The 26,229-nt window shown below is 42.8% G+C and carries 22 protein-coding genes; 10 read left to right on the top strand and 12 right to left on the bottom strand.

The features are described from left to right. Positions 1-19 precede the first annotated feature (19 nt). Complete coding sequence (locus HC643_RS21100) at positions 20-1,222, top strand: HhoA/HhoB/HtrA family serine endopeptidase (protein ID WP_038074474.1); 1,203 nt, start codon at positions 20-22, stop codon at positions 1,220-1,222. Positions 1,223-1,263: 41 nt separating this feature from the next. Here HC643_RS21100 and HC643_RS21095 read toward each other — a convergent pair whose 3' ends face one another. From HC643_RS21095 to ispD, 3 genes are all read right to left on the bottom strand, one after another. After that, a complete protein-coding gene (locus HC643_RS21095; protein ID WP_017746814.1) occupies positions 1,264-1,611 on the bottom strand; it encodes a DUF760 domain-containing protein in 348 nt (115 codons plus the stop codon). A 107-nt stretch (positions 1,612-1,718) separates the two neighbouring features. Then, positions 1,719-2,240, bottom strand: a complete 522-nt coding sequence (gene scpB, locus HC643_RS21090; RefSeq protein ID WP_038074470.1) for an SMC-Scp complex subunit ScpB — start codon at positions 2,238-2,240, stop codon at positions 1,719-1,721. 205 nt (positions 2,241-2,445) lie between these two features. Further along, a complete protein-coding gene (gene ispD / locus HC643_RS21085; protein WP_072040713.1) occupies positions 2,446-3,135 on the bottom strand; it encodes a 2-C-methyl-D-erythritol 4-phosphate cytidylyltransferase in 690 nt (229 codons plus the stop codon). 352 nt (positions 3,136-3,487) lie between these two features. Here ispD and HC643_RS21080 point away from each other — a divergent pair, with 352 nt between their 5' ends. Both HC643_RS21080 and HC643_RS21075 read left to right on the top strand, forming a co-directional pair. Next, positions 3,488-4,447: a glycosyltransferase family 9 protein gene (locus tag HC643_RS21080; protein ID WP_038074465.1), complete on the top strand. Its 960-nt coding sequence runs from the start codon at positions 3,488-3,490 to the stop codon at positions 4,445-4,447. A 559-nt stretch (positions 4,448-5,006) separates the two neighbouring features. Continuing rightward, positions 5,007-5,759 carry a hypothetical protein gene (locus tag HC643_RS21075; protein WP_038074462.1) on the top strand — a complete coding sequence of 251 codons (753 nt, stop codon included), beginning with the start codon at positions 5,007-5,009 and terminating at the stop codon, positions 5,757-5,759. A 237-nt stretch (positions 5,760-5,996) separates the two neighbouring features. Here the strand turns inward: HC643_RS21075 and HC643_RS21070 are convergent, their stop codons facing one another. Continuing rightward, positions 5,997-6,470, bottom strand: a complete 474-nt coding sequence (locus HC643_RS21070) for a CRR6 family NdhI maturation factor (RefSeq protein ID WP_038078105.1) — start codon at positions 6,468-6,470, stop codon at positions 5,997-5,999. Positions 6,471-6,800: 330 nt separating this feature from the next. On the opposite strand from HC643_RS21070, the gene HC643_RS21065 reads away from it, so the two are divergent. From HC643_RS21065 to nadB, 3 genes are all read left to right on the top strand, one after another. Further along, the gene (locus tag HC643_RS21065; RefSeq protein WP_408019910.1) at positions 6,801-7,460 is read left to right on the top strand and encodes a DUF3120 domain-containing protein; all 660 of its coding nucleotides are present in this window, start codon (positions 6,801-6,803) and stop codon (positions 7,458-7,460) included. Positions 7,461-7,748: 288 nt separating this feature from the next. Beyond that, on the top strand, positions 7,749-8,210 hold the full coding sequence (psbU, locus tag HC643_RS21060; protein WP_038078110.1) for a photosystem II complex extrinsic protein PsbU: 462 nt from the start codon (positions 7,749-7,751) through the stop codon (positions 8,208-8,210). A gap of 170 nt (positions 8,211-8,380) precedes the next feature. Beyond that, positions 8,381-10,054 (top strand): L-aspartate oxidase, encoded by a 1,674-nt coding sequence (gene nadB, locus HC643_RS21055; RefSeq protein WP_237265917.1) that lies wholly within the window; start codon positions 8,381-8,383, stop codon positions 10,052-10,054. Here the strand turns inward: nadB and HC643_RS21050 are convergent. The 4 genes from HC643_RS21050 to btpA form a co-directional block, all read right to left on the bottom strand. Next, positions 10,047-10,277, bottom strand: a complete 231-nt coding sequence (locus HC643_RS21050; protein WP_050045329.1) for a hypothetical protein — start codon at positions 10,275-10,277, stop codon at positions 10,047-10,049. The genes nadB and HC643_RS21050 overlap by 8 nt on opposite strands. Before the next feature lie 494 nt (positions 10,278-10,771). Beyond that, positions 10,772-12,976, bottom strand: a complete 2,205-nt coding sequence (locus HC643_RS21045) for a CHASE2 domain-containing protein (RefSeq protein WP_038078115.1) — start codon at positions 12,974-12,976, stop codon at positions 10,772-10,774. Between the two features lie 106 nt (positions 12,977-13,082). Continuing rightward, positions 13,083-14,054, bottom strand: a complete 972-nt coding sequence (locus HC643_RS21040) for a vitamin K epoxide reductase family protein (RefSeq protein WP_038078119.1) — start codon at positions 14,052-14,054, stop codon at positions 13,083-13,085. A 477-nt stretch (positions 14,055-14,531) separates the two neighbouring features. Continuing rightward, the gene (gene btpA, locus HC643_RS21035; protein ID WP_038078120.1) at positions 14,532-15,374 is read right to left on the bottom strand and encodes a photosystem I biogenesis protein BtpA; all 843 of its coding nucleotides are present in this window, start codon (positions 15,372-15,374) and stop codon (positions 14,532-14,534) included. 907 nt (positions 15,375-16,281) lie between these two features. On the opposite strand from btpA, the gene rimO reads away from it, so the two are divergent. Beyond that, positions 16,282-17,601 (top strand): 30S ribosomal protein S12 methylthiotransferase RimO, encoded by a 1,320-nt coding sequence (gene rimO / locus HC643_RS21025; protein ID WP_038078121.1) that lies wholly within the window; start codon positions 16,282-16,284, stop codon positions 17,599-17,601. 105 nt (positions 17,602-17,706) lie between these two features. After that, the gene (locus tag HC643_RS21020) at positions 17,707-19,272 is read left to right on the top strand and encodes a DEAD/DEAH box helicase (protein ID WP_038078122.1); all 1,566 of its coding nucleotides are present in this window, start codon (positions 17,707-17,709) and stop codon (positions 19,270-19,272) included. 130 nt (positions 19,273-19,402) lie between these two features. Here the strand turns inward: HC643_RS21020 and HC643_RS21015 are convergent, their stop codons facing one another. Together HC643_RS21015 and HC643_RS21010 are read right to left on the bottom strand one after the other, a co-directional pair. Continuing rightward, the gene (locus HC643_RS21015) at positions 19,403-19,987 is read right to left on the bottom strand and encodes a DUF6745 domain-containing protein (RefSeq protein ID WP_050045330.1); all 585 of its coding nucleotides are present in this window, start codon (positions 19,985-19,987) and stop codon (positions 19,403-19,405) included. Between the two features lie 21 nt (positions 19,988-20,008). Further along, on the bottom strand, positions 20,009-20,176 hold the full coding sequence (locus HC643_RS21010) for a hypothetical protein (protein ID WP_153021562.1): 168 nt from the start codon (positions 20,174-20,176) through the stop codon (positions 20,009-20,011). 445 nt (positions 20,177-20,621) lie between these two features. On the opposite strand from HC643_RS21010, the gene HC643_RS21005 reads away from it, so the two are divergent. Then, complete coding sequence (locus HC643_RS21005) at positions 20,622-21,350, top strand: hypothetical protein (protein WP_038078124.1); 729 nt, start codon at positions 20,622-20,624, stop codon at positions 21,348-21,350. Positions 21,351-21,628: 278 nt separating this feature from the next. Further along, positions 21,629-22,507, top strand: coding sequence for a hypothetical protein (locus HC643_RS21000; RefSeq protein WP_038078125.1), 879 nt, complete (start codon positions 21,629-21,631; stop codon positions 22,505-22,507). 465 nt (positions 22,508-22,972) lie between these two features. Here HC643_RS21000 and HC643_RS20995 read toward each other — a convergent pair whose 3' ends face one another. Further along, entirely contained in the window at positions 22,973-24,451 is a 1,479-nt protein-coding gene (locus HC643_RS20995) for a hypothetical protein (RefSeq protein WP_167844725.1), read from the bottom strand. A gap of 75 nt (positions 24,452-24,526) precedes the next feature. Beyond that, a complete protein-coding gene (locus HC643_RS20990) occupies positions 24,527-25,321 on the bottom strand; it encodes a hypothetical protein (protein ID WP_137986136.1) in 795 nt (264 codons plus the stop codon). Positions 25,322-26,229: the final 908 nt, after the last annotated feature.

Here is a 26,229-nt window from a genome sequence, read left to right as displayed (position 1 = left end):
CACTAACTACTAACTATTTATGAAATTATCCTTAAAGCAACTGACTATTTATTTATCTCTACTATGTATTGGCGGTGCTGCGGGCTTACTAGGTAGTCTATACCTCCCATCACAAAATCGCTTATTTCGTGAGTTAAGAAATGTTACAGTTTCTCTGCCCTCAGAGACCTCTGTTTCAAATCCTATTGGAACACAAGTTGGGATTCCTAATGGTGATAACGTGAATTTTATTGCATCTGCCGTTCAAAGAACTGGACCTGCGGTGGTGCGAATTAATGCAACTCGCAAAGTTGCTAACCCCATCTCAAACGCTTTAAAAAATCCTCTCCTGCGGCGATTTTTTGGAGAGGAAGAACAACCATTCCCCAGCCAGCGAATAGAACGGGGTACCGGGTCTGGATTTATCTTGAGCAAGAACGGACGAATTCTAACGAATGCTCACGTAGTCTCAGACACAGATACCGTACAAGTCACTCTCAAGGACGGTCGAACTTATGAAGGGAAGGTGATTGGCGTTGATAGCGTGACAGATGTAGCTGTTGTCAAAATTTCGGCAAACGAGCTACCCACAGTGACATTAGGTCATTCACAAAATTTAATACCAGGGCAATGGGCGATCGCTATTGGCAATCCTCTAGGGTTAGATAATACAGTTACCATTGGCATTATCAGTGCCACAGATCGTACCAGCGCTCAAGTTGGTGTTCCTGACAAGCGAGTAAGCTTCATCCAAACTGATGCGGCGATTAACCCAGGTAATTCAGGTGGACCTCTATTAAATTCTCAAGGGGAAGTCATCGGTGTAAATACTGCTATTCGCGCCGACGCTCAAGGATTGGGTTTTGCCATTCCCATCGAAACTGCTGCTCGCATTGCGAATGAACTTTTTACAAAAGGACGAGTGCAACATCCTTTCTTGGGAATTGAAATGGTGGATTTAACTCCCGCCAAACAACAGCAGCTCAATCAAGAGTACAACTTAAACATTAAACAAAACGTCGGTGTTGCAATTAAGGGCATTGTAGAAAACTCTCCAGCACAAAAGGGAGGGCTTCGCCCTGGGGATATGATTCAAAAGATCAACGGCAAATCAGTCAAAACAGCCGCTCAGTTACAGAGACAGGTAGAATCGAGCGCTGTCGGCGACATTTTAGAAATAGAGGTCAACCGCGACTCTAAGAATCAAACTCTGAAAGTACAATTGGGTACTTATCCCCGTTAGCAGTTATCGGTCATCGGTCAAGGGGTTACCGAACCACCTGACTAATGACCGTTCGATAAATGATCTAATTGCATCCTCTGTTCCATTTGACGGAGGAAATATCCAGTCATCATCGCAGATGCTAACAGCCCAGCCAGATTGTCCCTGTCTGTTGTAATTTGCACGTTGAAATTTTCGGATGGTAACATCCCAACGAGCCCTTGGACGTTTTGTGAAATGATTTGTTTAATTTCAGGACTGACCGACTGGGCGACACGTGCTAAAACTTCAGGCGGCTGATGCTGCAAATACTTGAGCAACTTATTGGGATTATCCTCTAAGCCCTCATTCAGAAGTTGGCTGGGGTGTTCCTCAGGGTAGTCATTCAAAAAGTTTGGATCAAACACCATTGGCAAATTTTTTAGCTGAGTTGCTTATTCTACTCTAAACCATACTAGAAAGGACAGCCCTCTGTCAGGAGTACTAGCATTCATTCTGAGGTTAGAACTCCATTTATTTAAGGTTCTGCTTGCAGTTCTAGCTCTAGTTGTCTTTGCTCTTGACCGTTAGAGAATGGTTGGGGAAGTTGCTCAATTTGAAAATACTGGTGAAATTTTGAAGTCACTTGTAAGGAGTAAGAGCGCGACTCGCTATCTCGGCGTTTTTTCACAAAACCGAGTTCAACCAGTTCTTGAACTTGTTGATATGCGCCCGAACCCCGTAAATTTATCAAGTCACTTTGAAGGATTGGGCTGTGTAAGGCTATTGCCGCTAAAGTCCGCAATGCCCCTACTCCCAATTCTACGGGAATGAGAGTTTGCACCAAATCGTGAAAATCAGATCGCAGTTGCAAACTATAACCATCTGGGCTTTCTACGATTTCTAGGGCGCTATCTCGTCGGGCATATTCGTCAATGAGATCGATTATGCCTTCTTCTACTGTAGCGCGATCGCAGGCGGCATACTCGGCAAGTTCGCTGATAGAGAGGGGCTTACCCTTTAAATAGAGAATTGCTTCTATTTTCGTCGCTGCATTCATCGGTCAATATTTGTTAGTCATTAGTCATTGGTCATTGGTCATTGGTCATCAGTCATTTACATCGGACAAGTGACAAATGACAAAGTACACGTGACGAACAACAAGTGTTTGGGAAATTACCATAATATTTAGCACAAGTCAAGACTTTTTCACTAAGCCCGAAATATTGTATCTCAGTTTACCCAAAATATTGTTATAACCTACTTCAGCTCTCCTGCTGCCTAGTTTTAAGAATGAATTCCGCAATTGCCAAATCCTGTGGAGTTGTCAGTTTCAAATTGGTTTCTTCTCCTTGAACAATCCTGACTTCCATGCCACACTTCTCAAACAAAGCAGCATCGTCAGTGACCTCCCAACCTTGACGTACACCTTCAGCATGACACTGTTTTAATAAATTAACATCAAAACCTTGGGGAGTTTGTGCTGCCCACAGTTGCTCGCGGTTAGGAGTGCTTTGAATTATGCCATTGGTCGCAACAACCTTAATGGTGTCTTTAACTGGTACAGCAGCAATCAAACCAGGGCAATGGCGGATTGCTTCAGCACACCTATTAAATAGGTCTGGCGTTGCAAGACATCTAGCTCCATCGTGAATCAAAACTTGTTTTGCAGAGCTTGGCAACGCCAGTAACCCATTGTGAACTGATTCTTGACGGGTGGTACCTCCTTGAATCAGTTCCACTGGTTTAGTCAGCTTTAAGTTGGCAATAATCGTTTTAAAGTCTTGCCAATCATTGGGCTGGGAGATAATTCCCATCCACTCAATTTTCTCTGCAGCCTCTGCCGCTAGGAGAGTCCAAGCAATTATAGGATGTGACTGCACCATCAGAAGGAGTTTGTTACGGTGACTCCCCATTCTTTTTCCCGAACCCGCAGATGGAATTAATAAATGCACAAGATTCCTCGTTTATACTGGCTAATGCTAATAGCTAATGGCTAATGGCTAATGGCTAATGGTGAGACTAGCCCGCTCAGGCGGGTTTCCCACGCCCTGGCGACTGGCGAACAAGGGAGGGCGACCCCGTATAGCCCTGCGGGCATAGCTTCGCATCGCGTATAGCCCTTACGGGCATAGCCCAAAGGCATCGCGGAGTGTGCAAGGCACATAGCGTCTGTGCTCCTGAGATACAAGGGAGGGCTGATGGCTAATAGCTTATAAAACAATTAGCAGTTAGCCATTAGCTATTAGCAATCCTAAATCCCTATATTCTCCTAAAATAAGGAGCGAATGAGCGTCAAAATATATTATGCAAATAGTAGCCCTTGTTCCTGGCGGAATTGGCGATCAAATTCTCTTCTTTCCGACTTTAGACGATCTAAAGCGGAATTTGCCAAAAGCTCAGATAGATGTCGTCGTCGAACCTCGGTCAAAGACTGCTTACCGAGTCAGTAAATCAGTTAATGATGTCCTGGCTTTTGATTTCAAGGACCGTAACAGTCTGGCAGATTGGGGTAACTTGGTTGGTACTATTCGCGATCGCGAATACGATGTCGCTATTGCTCTCGGGCAAAGCTGGTTGGTGGGTCTTTTGCTTTGGTTGACTGGAATTCCTACCCGTGTTGGTTATCACGGCAAAGGGTCTGCTTTTCTCACCAATCCAGTGACTCTCAAAACAGGGCAGTATGCCGCTTGTATGTACCATGATTTGTTACAAGGCTTAAACATTAAAACTCCATGCCCGGAATTGTCAGTTAATGTCCCAAAACAAGATATTGATTGGGCTAATGCAGAACAACAACGGCTCGGAGTCAAGGACACTGGCTACGTTTTGATTCATGGAGGTGCAAGCGAATTATCTCAAGTCAAAGGTTTTGATAAAATTTACCCTGTTGAGAACTGGCAGAAAATTGTTCGGGATTTCCAACAAAAGCAACCCAATATGCCTGTGGTTGTTATCCGAGGTCCGGAAGACGAACAGTTTGTGCGCCGTCTGAAAGAGTCCGCACCTGACATTAAAATCAGTTCTCCTGACGACGTTGGCAAGCTAGCCGCTATGATTGCTGGATCGAATTTAATGCTGTGTACTGATAGTGCGCCAATGCACTTAAGTGTAGCTGTTCAAACTTATACCATTGCCTTATTTGGTTCCACAGATCCTTCTAAGCTACTGCCTAAGAGTGAAAAGTTCCTTGCCATTAAATCTCCAACCGGGAAAATGGAGGATATTTCTCCCTCAGTGGTGTTAGAGAAAATTTGGGGCGGTTGAGGCTCGGCTACCCGTAAAGCTTGATATTTTTTGTTATCTAAAATCCGCCTTTAGTTAGAGCGGATTTTATTGTTTTATTTTACAAAAAGGTACGGAAGCCGTATAGTATTAAGCTTCTATAGAAAAATATTTTTGGTAAAAAGTTGGCTGAAGTGAAAAATTTTCGGTAAATTTATTTAGAGCAGCTATTCATATATGTAAGCTAGAAAACATTTATCTCAGCTTCTCTACACGAGTCTTTAGCTGTAAATTTTCCTGGCTAACTATTTTTAAAGCCGAATAGCTAATGGTAACTCTTAGTTTAAGAAGAAAAGCAGGAGGCAAGAGGCTGATGGCAGAAAAAAGACAGTATAATTAAATACAGATTGCTGTTTGAAGGTGAATTGATACGATCCCCAAAGACTTTTCAGATATGCTTTGGGGAATCTCGGCTTCTTAGCAAAGATTTTGCGCCCTCAATCTTAAGTACGCTACAGATGTGTGTTCCTAAACTTACCTCTTGCTTTCAGGGTGGTGCATCGAAACAGAATGCGAGGAAAATTTTCAAAGGAAAAACAAAATGGCGATTCGGTTACATAGCTACATCAGTAGTGGTAAGCGTTACATCCAAGTAGAGAGCCAACCATCACATATCACTGGTGTGTTTAGAAGACTCATGCATTTAGAAAATACCCAAGATATAAAAAATGTGTGTTTCGAGTCTGAGGAAGACGGAACAATAACTTTCTATCAAGCCGCTAAAGCGGCTGAATTTGCTGATTCGGGAATTTGGACTTATCTTGTCTATGAATGTCCCGAAGATGAAGAACGGGCTTTTCTCGATCTCTCTATCAGTACAAGTGCAACACCTGTGTTACAACTCTTGACAGGACAAAAACTGGTTCAAGAAACTGTTGATATTGACGAGTATCTTAAATACCATTCCCTTCAAGACGAATATTTGGAGATACAATTACCTAAACAGTGGAAGACTCCTGAAGGTAAAGCGATCGCCAATCTTCTCTTAGAAGAGCAGAAGGCGTTCCAGTTGTCATCAGTTTTTGCAGAACATACAGGTATGGAGTACATGAAAGCTGTGTTAAACGGCTTTATTGAAGCAGCAAAAAAAATCTTAGAACAAGGTGGTACTCTGCGGGATTTTGAGTTAGCTCAATACGAGGTATTAACCAAGATAAAGAGCGATGATATGGCAAATTTGATTCTAGAATACAACGACTATAGAATTTGGCAGTCAGCATTACCCAGCCAATCTAAAGCTGTTGAATATGCTTTTCATAAAGCATTGACTTTGATTGGGTATGCTAATGGCTAATGGCTAATGGTTAACGGCTGATGGTGAGTCCAGCCCGTAGGGCGCGGGTTTCCCAACCATTGGGACTAGCGTATAGCCCTTACGGGCATAGCAGAAGGCAATGCGGAACGTGTGCCTTGCATATAGCGTCTGTGCTCCTGAGATACAAGCGAGGATTAATGGCTAATTGTGCTCCTACCATTAGCAATTAGCAATTAGCTATTAGCTATTAGCTATTAGCCATTAGCCATTAGCATTTTAAAACAATTCAAATAAAGCATCGTCTAGCTCATAACCCAAGAGTTGAGCCATAGACTGCAAACGGGCTTTACTGGGAATCCCTTGTTGTCTCAACCAATCAGTTAAAAAAAACAGTTTGTGCATGAGAAAAATTTCTAATGCTTCAGGATTATATTGAATACCTTCTCTGCGACTAAATTGATGCGGTACGAGCATAGCGGTGTAACGCACTAATTCTCCGGCTTTCCAATCTAGTAAAAACGGTAACCAAGGATAGCGAGCATCCAATCGGATAAACCACAAACGAAGTTCGGGAATCTCAGACAGTTCCCTTGGATCTCCTTGTTCTAGTGGGTAGTCAATCTCAAAGCACAACTGCTGCTCTTGAGGAGCGATCGCTCCCTCTTGCACTAGTTTCTCAATGACTGACACGGCGGGGGAGAGATCTAAGGAGTTAATGTGCTCGGTATTGAGTGCAATCGTGATTGTCATTAGGCAGCAGCTACAGAATGAAACTCAAGAGTATATCCGATAATCCAGCGTATCACCTTTAGTTAACACTGACCAATCACTGGTCAGTGTTTTGGCTGGGCTTTGCCAACCTCACGCTTGATTAAGTTCACATTCATTCTTTGTCATCTACATTTCATCTTTCCTATAAGTTACAATTTGAATGCCCCTAGGGGGGATAAAATGTTGTGGTATCTTAAGTAAAATAAAGTTAAGTAAAAATTATTAAAAACATTGGTTAATAATACTTTGTCATCCTACGCTGCTTCTACTGCCTCAGTTCAAGCCGCCCAGCAAAATACAAACGCTGATATTCCGTTATTGTGGAAAGTTGTCACACAACCAGCACCCTTAGTCTTTGTGGCTGCAGTCTTCTTAGTGTCTGTGCCAGTTTTTATCGAAGCACCATTAGTACGAATGCTACCTTGGCTGAGCTTTGCTTTAACGGGCGGTTGGGTTTGGCTGAGTCTTAAATTAATGTCACGTCCCGCAACATATGTTTGGGGCGATCTTTTATTAGGGTTTAGTTGGAGCTGGTTAGCAGGCTCAATCTACTGGGGTTGGTTGCGTTGGGAACCCCTGTGGCATTTGCCTGTAGAGTCTATCGGTTTGCCCTTCGCAATATGGTGTTTGAGTCGGAATTGGGGTAAAGTAGGAAACTTTTTTTACTTAGGTTCTCTATTCGGTACGGTCTTAACAGATATATACTTTTATTTGGTAGACTTAATACCTTTTTGGCGTCAAATTATGCAGGTAGAACCTGCGGATGTGTCGCCAATTCTACAGAGTGCTCTAGCCCAGGTTAAAACTCCTTGGGGACAAGTATGGGCAATTGCTCTGGCTTTAGTGCTGCTATCAGTTGGTATTTTGCCTTTACCTCAAAAGCAAAGGCATTGGTACGCTTTTAGCGGAGCCGTATTAAGTACTATCTTGGTAGATTGCTTGTTTCTGGTTGCGGCTGTTCTTGCATGAGAGCTGAATCGGTCACCAATACTAACTTTGCATACAATAAAAAATTTTTGGGAAAATTGAGTCCAGATCCCCGACTTCTTCAAGAAGTCGGGGATCTGAGGTTAAGTACTAGTAGCCACAAGTATTGTGGGTGTTAATGAGCTGTATATTAGTTTCTGATAGTGCTGTGTTGATTAAGCCATTAGCAATCAGTTTTTATTCTTAGTCCTTTGCGCTCTCATTTGAGGCGAATGGCTATTGACAAATGAAAAATGAAATGCTACTTGCTTAAAGCTTTTATGTCATTGGATGGAAAGAGGTAAAAAAATCGTGAAAGGATTGGTGCGTTTATTAACTGTTTTTAGCTTGTTATTGGGATGCTGGGGATGGTTGGGAATGCCAAAAATAGCCCAAGCCGCTAGTTTTAACGGTCTTGCTTTTCATTCCGCTCCAGTTTTTGCAGTTGAGGGGGCTCAGAGTTTACGCAACCGCGCAGATGCAAAGTTGGCAGATGTGTATGGTAAAAAAATCGATCTGAATAATACCAACGTGCGAGCTTTCCAAAAGTATCCAGGTTTATATCCTACCCTTGCAAGGAAAATTATCAAAAATGCTCCTTATCAAAAGGTAGAGGATATCTTGAGTATTGAGGGATTGAGCGAACGTCAAAAACAAATCCTACAGGCTAACTTTGATAATTTCACTGTGACTGAGACGGAGGCTGTATTCACAGAGGGAGATGACCGTTATAACAACGGTATCTACAGATAAAACATAGGAACTGGGAACTGAGAACTCAGTTGGGTGGGTACGAACCGCGAACATTGAACGGGGATCTAAACCCACCCAACTTTCTCTCAACTCCCCGTTCTTCTACTCCTCCCTGACTGGAACCCACTCACCAGTCATTGGTGACTATCTTTTAATTAATGACTTTATTTGTGACGACCAACTTAAAGAGCGAATTTGATGTCATAGTAGTCGGTGCTGGTGCTGCTGGATTGTATACAGCACTTTGTATACCCGCCGATTTGAAAATAGGTTTAATTACTAAAGAAACACTCTCTCTGTCTGCGAGTGATTGGGCGCAAGGAGGTATTGCTGCTGCGATCGCACCCCAAGATTCTCCTTCTTTTCATGTTGAAGATACCATACGGGCGGGTGTGGGTTTGTGCGATTTAGAAGCTGTGGAATTTCTTGCTAACAAAGCTCCTAGCTGCATTCAATCGCTGATCGAATTGGGTGTTGCGTTCGATCGTCATGGTAACGAACTCGCTTTAACTTTGGAAGCTGCTCATTCCCGCAATCGCGTTCTCCATTCCGCAGATACCACAGGTAGGGAAGTCATTACAACTCTGACAAATCAAGTTCTACAACGAGATAACATTCAGGTTATTCAACAAGCTTTGGCTTTGCATTTATGGCTGAACCCTGAAACAAAACGGTGTCAGGGAATTAGTCTTTTTTATCAAGGTACAGTCACCTGGGTGAAAGCATCTGCTGTGGTTTTAGCCACAGGTGGTGGTGGTCAAGTTTTTGCTCAAACCACAAATCCCGCTGTTAGCACGGGAGATGGGGTAGCAATGGCGTGGCGAGTTGGGGCTATTCTTCGAGATTTAGAGTTTGTTCAGTTTCATCCCACAGCCCTTACCAAACCCGGACGCTTTCTTATTAGCGAAGCCGTGCGTGGTGAAGGAGCACATCTAATTGACGGTGAAGGACACCGTTTTGCATTTGAGTATCACCCATCGGGTGAACTCGCTCCCAGAGATGTTGTCAGTCGTGCAATTTTTACTCACTTGCAACGCACTTCAGCTGATTTAGCAACGGCTAGTGTGTGGTTGGATATGCGCCCAATTCCTGCTGAAAAGATTCGCCATCGTTTCCCCAATATCATCAAAGTTTGCAAGCATTGGGGTATTGATGTTTTCTCGGAACCCGTACCGGTTGCTCCTGCGGCTCATTATTGGATGGGTGGTATTGTTACGGATCTGGCAAACCGAACCAATATTCCGGGTTTGTATGCAGTGGGAGAAACAGCAAGCACGGGCGTACATGGAGCAAATCGTCTTGCTAGTAATTCCCTTTTGGAATGTATAGTTTTTGGAGCCCAAATGGGTGATTTGAAGGATGAAGTCAAAAGGGTCAAGGATGCACTTCAAGAAACTCATTCGATTCCTCAGCCTTTATCTTTTACCCTTTCACAAAGCGAATGGGCTTCTCAGCAAGAATATTTGGAAGAACTGCGACAAAAAATACCGCGTTTGGTATGGGAGAATGCTGGTATATGTCGGGAACAGTCTGGGATGGAAGCTGCGATCGCCACTGTTGAATCTTGGCAAAGGGAAATTGCTACGTTGTCGATCTCTCAATTCTTAAAATCTTTACAGCCGACACAATCAGCTACATTAAATCTACCTGATGTCGAACGGCAAATTAGATTGTGGGCAGAAACTAACAACCTGCTTGATATTGCTTATCTAATTCTTAAAAGTGCTGCCTTTAGAACTGAAAGTCGCGGAGGACATTACCGTTGCGATTATCCCCACTCAGACCCCAATTGGCAGGTACACACGCTTTTACAGTCTAATAGATTGTGGAAATCCTCTATCTAGTTCCGCTACCGTGCTCGCTGTCCGGACCTCCATAATTTGGTGGTTCGTAACTGTTGTCTGATACGGATTTGTATATAGCATCTTGTGAAACACGAGCTTCTGAAGCGATGTCCATAAAGTAATCGCTATCTACCTTGTGAGAGCCCGGAATTGAGGGTGTATTAAATGCTCCTGCTGTTTGAACAATTTTAGGAATTGTCAAATGCGCTCCGATAAGAAGCATAATAATGCTTGCGAATCTTAAGCTAGTTCTCATAAGTCTCCGTATATCCCTCGTTTTATAATCGCTCTAGCCTTAATTGATACTCTCAATTAGACTCAAATCTCCAACTTTATGAAAAGTTAACTTTTTGTACTTAGTATTAGGATCGCACAAGTTCGTAACAAATTAGAAATAACCTTAACCTTTCGCAGTTGCAATCTATCGCTAAAGTGAAACTGCGAAGCTCAATGCTACGAATTTAGGAAACTCTGTGCTTGGAAACACTTAACCCATTGACTGGTGCTTACAGCTCGCACTTGAGTAATGAGGTAATTTTTATTTTTATGTTTCTCAATTAATTTCTATTACTTAAGTACACTTATTTACATCCCCCTAAAGGGTGAGTTATAACTTAGAAGTACAACTGCAAAAACATTCCCAAGTTTGATGCCTAGCTTACGCTGCTAAAGTTAGCCTAGATTGTTGCTTATATTTTTACTCTGGATTCAGTGTATCTACACAAATTCATAGCGATTTTTTCCGAGAAGCTTGGCACGATACATGGCGGTGTCTGCTTGTCCGATCAATGTTTCGCTATCGTAGCTGTCTCTTGGGTAAATGCTGATACCTATACTGGCAGAAATATGTGTTATGTTGCCTTCTAAAACAATTGGTTCGGTCAGAGTGGTCAAGATCTTTTCAGCAACTCTCTCTGCAGCCTGAACTTTTGGAATTGCTCTGACAATGATGATGAATTCGTCTCCTCCCAAACGGGCTACAGTATCGCCACTGCGTAGGGAGTTATTTAACCTTTGGGCTACAGTCACTAAAACTCGATCTCCCATTTCATGCCCTAAGGTGTCATTGATGTGCTTGAAACCATCTAGATCGATAAAGAGTAACCCCAGCAGTAAGTTGTTGTTTTGCGCCCACTCCAAAGACTCGTGAAGCTGTTCGAGAAAAAACTTGCGATTTGGCAGACCTGTCAGAGGGTCATGATAGGCCATGTAACGCAAATGGTCTTGTTTTACTTTTAATTCTTGGTTAATACGGAATAATTCTGTAGCCGACCGTCGCAGTTCTTCTTCAATGAGCTTGCGCTTGGTAATGTCTCGAATCACTCCCACTAAAAAGAAATTGCCAGCAGCATCTTTGTGAAGAGAGCGCTTGGTGGCGATCGTGTGGGTATTCCCACCAGCATCTGTAAATTCTTCTTCGCTCTCTTGAGGCTGATGGTTGTGAAAGATTAAATCATCACAGGCTCGAAAAACATCAGCTTCATGTTTGGGGAAAAAGTCGTAGTCAGACTTTTCTAATAATGCCTCTTTGGGATAACCAATAAATTCACAGTATGCTTCGTTTAGGACAATCCACTGGTATTTTTCATTTTTGACGAAGATAGGGTCTGGTATTGCGTTGATGACTTGATGCAAAAACTCTTTAGAACGTTTTAACTCTTCTTGACGATGCGCCATCTGGTAAGTAATGGCGATCGCTGAACCACATAAAGCAAACAATCCAGGTACTAATGGTATCCACCAACCAAAGAACAAAGCAAGATAAGCAGTGCCTGTAAGTGCAACTGCTGAAAATAGGATAGTTAAGAAGCTTATGCTTGTACGTTGTATTCGCAATTTAATGATAAAGCCAACGTAAGCCCAAGCGAAAATCCATGTGTATTCGACAAAATCAGACCACACTTTGAGTAAAGGTCTGCTATCTTGTGTTGCCGAAAGTAACTCGCTGATAAAATAAGCTTGTAGTTCTACACCAGCGACGGGCTTTACTGTACCTATTAAACGGCTAGAATACGGAATTAAAGCTGAATCAGAGATACTGGCTGCTGTTGTACCAATCAGTACAATGCGGTCTCTGAACAAGCTTCCTGGCGCTCGATCGGCTAAGACATCAAGCATTGATACTGTAGGAAAATGACAATCATTTTTTCGAGAATTTTTGCATTTAGTTTTGGGAAAGTTTGATATAATTTGGTAGCCGCGATCGTCTGCTTTTACGTAGCCACCGTCATTAGATCGGAAACGTTTGAATGTTGCATGGCCCAATTGTAAATACTGAGGGTTAATTTTTGCTTCTTTGGGAGTAATACCTTCTTGCCTTAAGTAAAGTAAAGCCAATTTTAGGGAAAAACTTAGGTGTGGCTTATTGTTAACGTGCCAGTATAAAATGTTGCGACGAACTTTTCCATCAGCATCAAACAGAACATTGTTAAAACCGACTTGGTTGTACTTATTGAGTGTTGGGGGGGGTGCAACTCCGTTCTTTTTGTCATCGTTTGACAAGAGTTCAATACCGACTAAATTTGGTACTGATTTAAACGTATTTACTAATTCTTGATGACCCGGTTCCACAGGGAAATCGCGGTAGACATCCAAGCCAATAGCCCGAGGTCGGTGACGTTGTATCTTCTGTATGAGTTGGGCTATATCTTTATCTGGAATTGGCCACGACTTAATGGATCTCAGAGAAGGTTCGTCGATCTCTACAATAGTAATGCGTTCTGGTAATGATTCTGGCGGACGCATTTGAAAAAAATAGTCCAATGCTGTCCACTCTGAGGATTGTAAGAATCCAACAGAGCGTAGCAATAAGAGAAATGCTGTCACGCTAAGAGCTGTCAGTGATTTCTTTCCTACCCTATAAAGTCTTTGTTCCACGGCTAACAAAGACCCGAACAGACGCTCGCTTACCTGCTTATCCATTACTATTACCAAAATAAGGATGAAGTGTAAAAAAGTCGATCCTTCAGTCTTACTGAAATTCCTTCATCCTTAACACCTTATCCCTGATACTTTAGCCTTCATTCAGCTACTTCTGAAAAGCTTGGGGAAAGTTTTTAAAATTTCGAGGACCTTGGTATCCAGAAATTTGAGCTAATTTCTCTAATGATTGTACGTTGGGATAAAGCTTCCCATTGATTTGCCAAGTAGGATAACCTTGAATCCCTGCAGCTTGACACAGATCTGGACGGGGATCTGTTTGACCTTGGGGATCGCACTCTACTCTACTAATTTCTTTGTACGCCTCTTTACCAAAGAGTTGCTTTTGTTCGTGACAGTGGGGACACCACCAAGCCACGAATTCCTTAGTTCCTATTTTAGTCAGGTGACGTGCTAACTGAATTTCTGCTTCACCAGAAGTCGTGGTAATTTCCCAACCAACGCCAAGTTTGGGTTGACCTGTTGGTGATAACGTGGGAGTATTTGAATTGGCATTTGCCACAGGATTATTGACATTAGCATAAATGCCTAAAGTTCCAATTAAGGTGACCATGCCAACGACAATGGCTGTGAAGAAAATTTGACCGAGATCTTCCCAATTACGACCAATGATGGTCAGGATTAACATACTAATAGAAAACAATGCCGATCCGAGGCAGTAAATGCAAACTGCTTGGATTTTGAAAAACAGCAGGTACATCAAGTAGCCACTGAACACAGACATTGCGATCGCACCTGCTAATAATAACAACCAAGTTGTATTTTCTAACTTAGTGCGGATGTCTTTCTTTTGTACTGGGTCGAATGCAAGTGGTGCTAGGGCAAAAGTTGTCATACCAGCATAAGCAATAAAACCAAACAAGGCTAAGGGTAGACCAAAAACTGTAGCATACTCGCTTGAGAGAACTAAATCACAACTTTTGGTGGGACAGGCAGTACTTCCTTGTGTAAATTTTACGACAGTTAAATAAGCTGTTGTGATTGCACCAAGAATTGCGATCGCTCCTATTAGTACACGCGACCATCTGTGAATCCAGGGAGTAGAACGGCGGCGATTCATAAAACGTAAGTGGTTAATGGTTGGTGCTGAGACCAGCGCTGAAGGTGGTGAGACCAGTGCGTTCCCTTGTGCGTGGTACGCTCATTGCCACAGGCGGGTTTCCCGCCTATGGCAACTGGTGAGTCCAGCCCTTTAGGCTGGTTTCCCGCGACCACCGGAACTGGCGTAAGCCGTTGCGGGCATAGCTTCGCATCGCGTATAGCCCTTACGGGCATAGCCTACGGCATCGCGGAGCGTGTGCCTTGCATATAGTGTCTGTGCTCCTGAGATACCTGAAGGGCGTATAGCCGTGCAGGCATAGCTTCGCAACGTGTAGCGTCTCCGTAAGAAGATACAAGGGAGGGGTTTCCCACGCCCTAGCGATTGGTGAAACCGAAGGGTTAGCGGTTAGTAGTTAATAGAGCCACTAACCCTTAGGTTTCGCCAGATCCAAAGACGCGAGAAACTCGCCTGTAGGACTGAACTCACCACTAACTACTAACGACTAACTGAGGAAATAGATTGAGATTCTCCTTTGGAGTTCCAGCCTTTGCGAGCAGCCTCCACAAACTGACTTACCCGATTCGGGTCTATTGGTTGTTCGCGGCGACCGTGGCGTTTGAGAGAACTGGAAACAATGACACCATCTGCTGCCTGTAACAGTGTAGCAATATTTTCCCAGGATGCTCCACTGCCTATGAATACGGGCGTTCCATTGGCAACAGCACTGGCTAATTCCAAATCTTTTAAGTTGGTCGGGCTACCCGTAGACCAACCAGACAAAATGACAGCATCTGCCAAACCGCGTTCAATAGTATCCTCAACAGCAACTGTGAGATTCACCGAACTTAACGGATGGGCATGTTTAACTAGTACATCGGCGAAAATTTTGACATCGCTACCCAACTCCCGTCGATAACGTAGGAGTTGGTAAGCATCTCCCTCAATAATACCTTGATCGGTTGCCATCACACCTGTTAGCACGTTCACCCGGATAAACTGCGCTTTTACACAAGTGGCGATCGCCATTGCACTTCTGCCGTCATTCCGCAAAACATTAATGCCCACAGGTACCGTTACCAAACTTTGTACTCGTTGTGTCACCACACTCATGGCGCTGACAACAGCCGGATCGACTTGATGTTTTGTAAAAGGGGCATCAAAAAAGTTTTCCACAATGATACCGTCAACTCCTCCACTAGCAAGAGCTGTTGCTTCTTGTTCGGCACGGTCAATCACTGCTTTGAGGCTACCTCCCCAACGGGGTGAAGTAGGTAACGGTAGTAGGTGAACTACGCCAATAATCGGTGTTCGGGTTTTAAATAGCTGATATAAGTCCACGTTCTTAACCGCTCCTAAAAACTTTCCCCACTCTACCCATAAATGGATAACCTTGGATAAGGGGAACTCTGCGGTGTATTTTCCAGCAAATCATCTGAAAAGTTTTTGCGATCGCTTTGTAGTACGTCTGTGATAGATTTCTTCTATCCGAGCATTTCTACGCCACACTGATTGGGCGTCATGCCAATTTTATGTCAATATACCTAAAAGAGTCTAGAAAAGGATATAGCCCGTTTCGCCCTGTACGGCTCCCCGGCTGCTGTTCCCACTCACTCCCTTAAAAAAAAATAATATTTCTTCTGTCCCAAGATGTAACTTAGCGTTAAACGTTCTCTAAGATATGTTAAGATAATAGCTGTATACAGAGGAGTTTGCCACTCATCAAAGGCGAGGTAGCTTCCCTTAGGGAAAACTGTCTGCTTGTTAAAATTGCAGGCTTAACCTCAACACATGAGGTCGCATTACCGTTATAATGGCGTAGTTACGCGCTGTTTTCCTTTGGGTAGCGACTTCTCGAAACAAGCCACACATACTTGGTTGCGGCGAGATCGAGCAGATTGGTTGTCGTTCTCACCAAGATTAAAGTAGGGGGCGGCTCCCCAACAGGTAAACTAAATTATAGGCGCGTTGCGGTAATGTAAAATACCAGAGGGCATTTGTTAAGAAAGATTGAGCGATATTGTCAAAATTTTCTAAAGACTGTTTATTTTTCTCCGGAAAACAGTTTGTTGAAGATATCATAGCATGAACTCCAGATTTTAGGGTCATTGCTGCTGTTCGGTAGGTATGATCAAAGGATCTAGTGTGTGTAATGACTTGACACAAAGGCAAGTGCGAGGCAGTCAGAAACTAGCGCTTGACAAAAAACTAACGATATAAAAGGAAAACCTCAAGGCTCTTTTATGATATGGGTGACAAGCCAACAATAGCAATTTCTCACCTAGGATGCGAGAAAAACAGAATTGATACAGAGCATATGTTAGGACTGCTTGTTGAAGCAGGATACAGCGTAGATACTAATGAAGAGTTAGCAGAATACGTTATAGTTAATACGTGTAGTTTTATTGAAGCAGCACGAGAAGAATCTGTCAGAACTCTAGTAGAATTGGCAGAAGCAGATAAAAAAATCGTTATCACAGGCTGTATGGCGCAGCACTTTCAAGAACAGTTATTGGAAGAGTTGCCAGAAGCCGTAGCAGTGGTGGGAACGGGAGATTATCATAAGATAGTCGATGTGATTCAGAAAGTAGAACAAGGTCATCGGGTTAAGTTCGTTAGCGAACAACCGACCTATATTGCTGATGAAACAACACCCCGTTACCGTACCACAACCGAGGGCGTAGCTTATCTACGAGTTGCGGAAGGGTGTGATTATCGCTGCGCGTTTTGCATTATTCCTCATCTACGCGGAAACCAACGTTCTCGTTCTATAGAATCAATAGTTACCGAGGCTGAGCAGTTAGCCAGTCAAGGGGTACAGGAAATTATTCTGATTTCCCAAATTACCACCAATTACGGTACAGATATTTATGGCAAGCCGAAGTTAGCTGAACTACTTCGAGCTTTGGGGAAGGTTAATGTTCCGTGGATACGCATGCACTATGCTTATCCCACAGGTCTGACTCCCGATGTGATAGCGGTAATTAAACAAAACAATAATGTCTTACCCTACCTGGATTTACCTTTACAACACTCCCATCCAGAAATTCTCCGCGCCATGAATCGTCCTTGGCAAGGAAGAGTAAATGATGCGATTATTGAACGTATCAAGGATGAACTACCGGAAGCTGTGCTGCGAACAACGTTTATCGTTGGGTTTCCAGGTGAAAGTGATGAGCATTTTGAGCATCTGTTGCAATTCGTTAAACGCCATGAATTCGATCATGTAGGGGTCTTTACTTTTTCGCCAGAAGAAGGAACACCCGCCTACAACTTACCAAATCAGATTTCTCAAGAAATCATGGATGAGCGACGAAACGCGGTGATGGAACTTCAACAGCCAATTTCTCTCAAGAAAAATCAGCAGGAAATTGGCAAGGTTGTGGATGTTCTGATTGAGCAAGAACATCCTCAAACAGGAGAATTAGCGGGTCGTTCTGGTAGATTTGCACCGGAAGTCGATGGGCAGGTGTTTGTTAAAGGAAATGCCCGGTTAGGGTCTATCGTACCAGTTACTATCCAAAATGCTGATGCTTATGACCTTTACGGTCACATTGTCAATAACTAATAGCTAATAACTAATAGCTAATAGCTAATGGTAAAGAGCATTCACTATTAACTATTAGCAATTAGCACTTAGCAATTAGCACCAATCAATTTAATAGGAGAATTAATGAACCTTTCGTTTCTAGATTTAGGGCTTTCCACCGAACGCATTGAGCAGTTAGAAAAATTGGGTTTTAGCGCACCAACTAACATTCAATCACAAGCAATTCCACATCTTTTGTCAGGTCGTGATGTTGTCGGTCAATCTCAAACAGGTACGGGAAAAACGGCTGCATTTTCACTACCAATTCTAGAAAGAATTGATATCAATCAAAAAGCGGTGCAGGCTCTGGTATTGACGCCAACACGTGAATTGGCCATTCAAGTTCACGATGCTATCAGTGAATTTATTGGCACCCAAGGACTGAAAGCTCTAGCTATCTATGGGGGTCAATCTATTGACCGTCAAATTTTACAACTCAAGCGTGGTGTTCATATTGTTGTGGGTACCCCAGGTCGAGTCATAGATTTGCTTGACAGAGGCAGTCTAAAACTGGATCGAGTCAAGTGGATGGTATTGGATGAAGCCGATGAAATGTTGAGCATGGGCTTTATTGATGATGTTGAGAAAATTCTGTCGCAAGCGCCAGAAGAACGTCAAACAGCTTTGTTCTCAGCAACAATGCCACCATCGATCCGTCAGTTGGTGAACAGATTTTTGAATTCTCCAGTGACAATAACTGTTGAGCAACCGAAAGCTGCGCCTAATAAAATTAATCAGGTGGCTTATGTTGTTCCCCGTCATTGGACAAAAGCAAAAGCTTTACAGCCAATCCTGGAAATGGAAGATCCAGAAACAGCTTTGATCTTCGTCCGCACCAGACGGACTGCGGCTGAACTCACCAACCAACTTCAGTCAGCCGGTCACAGTGTAGATGAATATCATGGCGACTTGTCACAGCAGGCGCGGGAACGGTTGTTAACTAGATTCCGCAATCGCCAAGTCCGGTGGGTGGTAGCAACAGATATTGCAGCACGAGGTTTGGATGTTGACCAGTTGTCTCACGTGATCAACTTCGACTTACCTGATAGCGTAGAAACTTACGTTCATAGAATTGGTCGTACAGGACGCGCAGGAAAAGAAGGAACAGCGATTACTTTAGTACAGCCTTTTGAACGTCGCAAACAGCAACTCTTTGAACGTCACATTAAGCAAAATTGGCAAGTTTTGTCAATCCCCACAAGGGCGCAAATTGAAGCAAAACAGTTAGACAAGCTACAAGTTCAAGTGCGTGAAGCACTCGCTGGCGAACGGTTGGCTTCATTCTTACCAATTGTTAACGAGCTGAGCGAAAAATACGATCCTCAAGCGATCGCAGCAGCAGCGTTGCAAATTACCTACGACCAAACTCGTCCTGCTTGGTTGCAAACAGAAGATATTCCAGAAGAAGATCTCGTACCTCCAACCCCCAAACCCAGACTGCGGTCAAACCGTCGTGGAGAAGGTGGCGGCGATCGCGACCGACATCGCTCGTCCTGGGGAGAAGGTGGTAACCAAGAAGGAGACAAACGGACTCCCAAGCCCAAACTGCGGACAGGTGGCGGACGTCGCGAGTCTTCCAATCGTGGTGAATCCTCCGGGTTGCCAAAGAAATTAGGTTCTAGCGCAGCAACCAGAGAATCAGCTTCCTAGATTGTTAGTTGTTAGTTGTTAGTCGTTAGTGGAACAGCTAACTACTAACTATTAACTTCAACCCAAGGCAGCAATTTCAGCCCAAACGTCAAAGCTTTGTGTTGGTTGGGCTGCTTTTGCATTGGTAAGGTTAGCTTTGCAGGTCAAAGCCTTCGGGATCGATTTCCCAATGGTTTATCCCCCCATCGCTGTATATTCTAAATCCGCAATAAACAACAGCAGGCATTCCTTTAGCACATAATCTGCCTTCTGTATTTAGATAAATAGCTGAAGGTTTGGGAGTGATAACAGCAACATCTTTAAAAGCCCACCAAAAGCCACAATGTTTGGCAGTTAACCACCAAGCGAGCATGGGGTAGTTAATGCCAATAGCATCTAGGTAAGAGTAGTAAGCACAGCTAGCAAAGTCAACCCCCCGAGCATAACACTCAGTTGCATCTTCAATATAGCGTGTCCAAAGCGTATCGCAATCGTCACCAAAACGATCCAACAGGGCTTCCCCAACAATTTCTTGCGTCGTATATAAGATATCAACGATGCCTGTTAATTGTTCGTCGAGCTTGTGAAAATATCCAAGTCTTAACTCTTCTAAAAGAACGGGAGCAATCAGTTGCTCAATGGCAAGGTTTAAAGCTTGCTGAAACTTCAGGGCGAGATAGTCAACGAAACGCCCTACGAAATTTTTATTTAAAGCTATCCAAGAAACTGCTACCACTGGGTTATCAAACCATAGAATTTATTGGGGCGGTTCTAGTTCTACAGATTCATAAGCTAATGCGATCGCAGTTTCCGCTTGTTGTTTATTTGTAGGTGAAGTATCCAAAGCGATTCTTATCCATTCATTTCGGATAACTGGCATTAAGGCTTGTTCTTCAAGAGTAAGCTGTTTCTTTTGTCGGAGCATAAATTTTGGGCGAATAAAATTTGCTACCACACAAACGCTCGTCTCGTCTCGGTGAACCAATGGGTGGGATATATATTCTGCTGTCTACCTATAAAAAATGTCTGGTGTATTGTTTTCTTTTCTAGTACCAATATACTATAAAAGAAGGGAAAAATAACGGTTGGAAATTTTCAAATCCACCTAAATAGGTTTTACTTGTGCAGTCGCAAATTTTATCAAGAAAGGCAGAGGGCAGCTTTGCAGGAGGCATTCGAGAATACTGGCTCCGCTCTCTGCGAGTGACCAAAGGGAACAAGGGTTTAAGACCCAGACTGAACTCCGTTCAGTCGCTACCATTTAGGAGGGGTCTGAATCCCCTTCTAAATGGAACCTTCTGCCCTCTGCCTTCGTACTTCTGCTTTCTTCAATTATGACCGAAAGGTCGCTCCCAATATCAGGATAACTTATGAGGCAAGTCATTAAGCAAGTTAAAAAGAGATGCAAGCTCGATCTACAGCATGCTGGTATTAAGTATCAGCTTTGGAGGTTAGATAAGTCAGAGTATGAAAAATTAAGAGAAAATAGTCTCCCAATAGCCGATGATTTTCGCTTTTATCTCGAGCTTTATCTTAGCGATCGCACTAGGGAAGACAGGCTAAATTTAGCAGAAACATTTATCATTTTAGAATGGATTTTTGGAGAGAGTAGTAATTTATTTGATGATTGGAAAGGATCTTTTTGTTTTCCTATATTACTGGTAGTCAAGAAACAGATAGGGCGTTTGTATTACTTAATGAGTATTTATGACCGTAGAGGATCTGTTTATTTTAGTCTTTATAGAATTATAGAAAATAGTATATATGGTTACGAGACTCAAAGATTGCGAGAGCCTTTTGAATTTGAATTTTCCCGTCAAGAAATCAATTGCTTTTTAAATTATTTTTATGAATATCTTAAGGGTTACTTTGAAAGTGTAAAAGATATTATTTATCCTCAAAACTTTATAAAAAAAATAGATTCTAATTTAATTATTTACGGTTATAAAAATGGAGAATATTTTGAGGATCAATATGATTCTGAAGATTCATTTCAAGAAGCTATTAGAATCTTTGAAGAAGTAGATGGAGTCTTGTTGAAAAAAACAGATATTGATGCAATTTTGCAAGAAATAACTAGTGAATTTGGGGAAACGTAGAAACTATCTTCCCATGCATTGCTACTACGAACTTGATATAGCACTCCGTGTAAGAGTTACAAACACCTCTTCCTTGTCTCCCCGCTCCCCCTTGTTTGGATCTCAAATAGGATGACCACATCGGAAAATCTTAGGCTGATAGGTCAAGGCTGACTTGACAATACTACAGGACTTAAAATTTTTATAAATATTTTAGAAGTCTCATACACGCTCTCAGCTAAGATGCGATCGCGACGCAACTGAGTCTGCAAGTTTTTGACACAATTATTAATATAGCAATGAGACCACGAAACAGTCAATTTTTAGTAGCCTTAATAGGAGCTTGTTTGGTATTGAGTGCTTCTAATTTATTAGCTAAAGATACTTCTCAAGGAGACAAATCCATCTTAGTTAGGGGATTATTAGCGCAATCAAACAGTAACCTTGATGTCAGCGAGTATTTAAAAAAAAATAAGCCAGAAAGCTATAAGTTCCTTAAAAAGAAATTAGATGACTCTATTGAAGATGCAAAAAGACCAAGCCAAGAAAAAGTGGTAGATAATCTTTGGGGATTGACAACCAGTAATTCTAAAATCAAGACAAGAATAAATAATGGCACAACAGAATTTCTAATGGTGAGTTGGAAATATCTACAAAACCCTAACGCAGATTGGAAGCCCGGTTTAAAACAAATTGACAATCAGACTTGGTTAACAGCAGCCAATCAAGTCAAAGAATTTTGCCATACCTGTAAAGGTTTAGGTATAAATATTCCAGGAAACATCATGCTTTCGCTAAGATTGCAGCAATATTTAGGCTTGGTTTTAAATAAATACGCTAATAAAACACATTTTGTAGAAATGTGGGTCAAGGCTGAAGATTTAAGCAGACCCTGTATCGATCCAGAAATCGGTGACTCCACCTGTAAGGTATTACCTGTCCCCGTACCTGATAGTAATTCTGTTTTGCAAAAGATCTACAAAAGTTCCTATGAAGGTAATGGCGAACATTACCCTTGGACGGGTTTGGGTTACACCTATGATTGGGGAAATCCTCAAAAACCCCATGTGGGAGCTAGTGAATTTCTTATTAACCCAGATTCGGGAAAGTCAGTAGAAGTAGAAGTGGTTTCTGTAACACCTACTCAAGAATACTGTAACAATCAATATTTAAAATAAAAAAGGATTCAACATTTATTGAAATGCAAGCATCTTGTCTTTAGGATAGATATCGCAATCTTGGGGATATCTGAAAAGTTTTTAGTGATGGATTAAAGTTTTACAGATTCCCCCATCTCCCCCAACCCCAGCTACGGTGGTGTACAGATCTCTAGAAAAGAGATGAAACATCGTGAAAAGGGAGAATTGGAATGAAGTTCCCCCCTTAAAAAGGGGGAAAATTTTTCAAGTCTCCCAATTTATTGGGAGTTTTAAGGAGCTCTCTAAAGATGTGTACACCACCTTAGCTTAAAAAGGGGGGGAAAATTTTCAAGTCCCCTAATTTATCGGGTGTTTTAGGGAGCTCTCTAAAGATGTGTACACCACCGGAGCCGATCGAAAGAGGAATTTGGTGTTTTTGCCAAGCAGTGTCCATCCTGGAATTGAAAGCTGTTAGTTCGCTGAAACGAAATTATTTAAGGTAGTTTATCCTCTGCGTACATACCACTTTTTATAACCAAATAAAGACATTACCAGTGTGAGTACCAACAGGGGTGTCAATGTTGAGGACTCGGGTATCTTGACTGGAGGCGTCACAGGTGGTTGTTCTCCGGGAGGCTGTTCTCCAACTGGAGGCGTCACAGGTGGTTGTTCTCCGGGTGGTTGTTCTCCGGGAGGCGTCACAGGTGGTTGTTCTCCGGGAGGTTGTTCTCCAACTGGAGGTGTCACAGGCGGTTGTTCTCCGGGAGGCTGTTCTCCAACTGGAGGCGTCACAGGTGGTTGTTCTCCGGGAGGTTGTTCTCCAACTGGAGGTGTCACAGGCGGTTGTTCTCCGGGAGGCTGTTCTCCAACTGGAGGTGTCACAGGCGGTTGTTCGCTAGGAGGCTGTTCTCCAACTGGAGGTGTCACTGAAGGTGGTACATTTTCTGTATTTGAGTCATCATCTCCACCACCGCCACCAAAGGCAAAAGGTAACAGGGCTAGGGGTATGGCACCAAGTACCCAGAAGGGGAACCCACTAGCACGTTGACCACTGGGGACTTGCGATACAACGTTTCCTTCAACCAAAAAAGGAGAACCTAGCTCAGCAACTTCTCCAACTGGTAAATCTGTTGGTCCGACAGCAATAAAAGACTCCCCTGGTAGAGCGATCCCAGTAAGTGAAGCATACTCTTCAGGAATACCAAGCGGAGGACGATTGTACTCTGCGTTACTGTGATTGAATGGCATTGACAGTACTTCAAGAAGGTTGTTTTGAAGTTGTGCCTGATTTCCACTCCTTAATGAACTTACCCCTTGAGTAAGTTGACGTGTATAAAATTGTTTAACATCTGATGGGAGATTTAAAGCCTGGATTTGTTGCTGGGCATTAGGAATTTTCGCGACTTCTTCTAAAAGCAAACGTCCGTAGGAGTATTTCAAATCCAGCAATCCGTCGCGCAAGCTTTCGGAGGTTCCACTTCTCTCTGGCGACCAGTAGAAGTTTTTCGTTACTTCCCCCAAACCTTGTACGGGTGTTCTATTAACTGGCTGTCCAAGGGTATATCTATATCCATCTAGAATATGTGGGTCATCATTAGCCCAGAATGAGGACAAAGGTACTAATGAGAGATTGGGATTGTTGCCGTAATAGGAGGCAAAATTTTGGAAGTTTGCTTGCCCCCCAGCAGCGCGGATAATTAACTCTTGGTATGTTGGCCCGTTGTTGGATTCTACTATTTGTTGGAGTATTGCTGCAGACTTATCACAGCCCGCACCAAAGCCTACATGACAAGCGGGGATACCGCGCAGTTGGGTCAAATCCCGCCCGGACAATTGGTATTGAAGATAATTTGGCTCTAGCCCTGGTTGGATTCCATAACGCCCTACATTCAGCTGCGCTAATGCTTGGTGTGGAGCAGTGACGGTCGCTGCTAGATAGGATGTGAATGCAATTGCGGTTTTTACGATACGGGATTTAAACAAGCCTAACCTCCATTCTCGCTTGGTATGGTCTGTGGTCTTGATACGGTTTTAATAAAAAAACTCAGTGCGTAAGTGTTATGACGCAGGAGAAGCAACTAAGTTCTGGGGAGAGTTAATATTTATGGTGATTCCCGTACCTTGGAGATCTCCTCCCGTTACAGGATGGTATAAAACAAGTCCGCGACTGGGTTGGTCAAAGAGATAACCTCGCCGTGAAGGTTGTACTTTACCTTGCTCAACTAAGGAGACGAAGGATGACAAGTATCTTTGTATACTTTGCTGGTTTTGTGTATTGGCTTTTGTATGATTTTGAATGAGCTTCATAAACAATTCAACGGTACGATCTCCTTGTTCTTGGATCGGAGTCCCTTGGTCTAGAAAAGACGTAGCGATCAGCGCTCCGTTGATTTGTTGTACTTTAAAAAGTGTGTAGTAGCGCCCTGGTTTTTGTTCGTCATTGGCATAACACACCCAAGCACCCTCAGCATTTTGCACAAAACCTTGCTCTGCTAGATAGGACAGCGAAGAATTTTGCTGCTGATTGGATGGTGGAGGTAACAAACCTTCAACAGTGTTATACGAGCAAATCTGTTGTGCGTTTGTAGTATTTGTATTGGTTGGTTTTATTTGGGTGTTAGGTGTTGGTGTAGTATTTGTATTAGTTGGCTGTGTCTCGGTGCTAGGTATTGGTGTAGTATTTGTATTGGTTGGTTTTGTTTGGGTGTTAGGTGTTGGTGTAGTATTTGTATTAGTTGGCTGTGTCTCGGTGCTAGGTGTTGGTGCAGTCTGTGCAATACTGACAGCAGACATAGCAGTTAACGCAGACACGGAAAGAGCACATAGACTTAATAAATGAGCGAGCGTATTCATAAGACTTACATTTTTATTGTGCAAACAGACTGGGGCGAGTTGGTAGACGCCTGTTGTCAGGGAATTTACTTTCCCCTACTATCTAATTAAATCTAAGTTCGATCCTGTTTTTGACTTGACAAAAAGCAGGCCAGCATCTTAGTATCTATAATCGAGTTTAAAGTAAAGTGCTTTACTAACAGGGATTTAGCAATCTGTCAAATAAAGTTTCTACAAATTTGTGCTTTAGGTTCGGTGTCAGCACAGAGCGGCGATATTGGTTAGTTTTTTTACAAAACATTTTCTTAAATTTAACCTCCCATGAGAATTAGGCTTTACCAAAAGGTAAAGGTAGATGCACTCTGCGTTTATGCCTGCTTCATAATGGGTGGAGAGAAGGCACTTATCTTATAGGTGGCTCAATGCCAGATTTGGCTCGAACTCGTTTTATTTGTAACAATTTAAGCAAACCCAATTCCTCCTACCTAAGAGCCATTACGATCGACGTCATAAGTATGAGTTAGTTGTGACTTAAATCACAGTACAGTGACTGCTGTGCAGTGTACTCATTAGTACTTGAGCCATAGCTTTGCAGTAACTTAACTGACCCCCGGAGTATTGCTTTTATAAAAACCTTACACACTCATCATACATCAGTCCGAAAATTCATGCGAATTCATTATCTGTCTGTAACATTTCATGTTAGGGATTCTTGGCATAGGTTGACATCTCCCCTAGTTGAAACACAGGGAATTCTAAACTGATGTAGTTACCCAGGCTGAAGCCGTGCTACACAACGTTTACGATATGATTTACTTAATCCGTTAAACAAATCAACTCGTCTTGGGAGTGTCAAGGCTCCCCTACCCACCTTGGCTAGGTTCAGTCCTAGCTGTGAGGCTACTTTTCTCATGATGTTAGCACTACCA

This window comes from Tolypothrix bouteillei VB521301 (assembly GCF_000760695.4).
Classification (GTDB): domain Bacteria; phylum Cyanobacteriota; class Cyanobacteriia; order Cyanobacteriales; family Nostocaceae; genus Scytonema; species Scytonema bouteillei_A.
The sequence above is the reverse complement of the archived record's forward strand: the minus strand, read 5'-3'. Positions and strand labels throughout refer to the sequence as shown.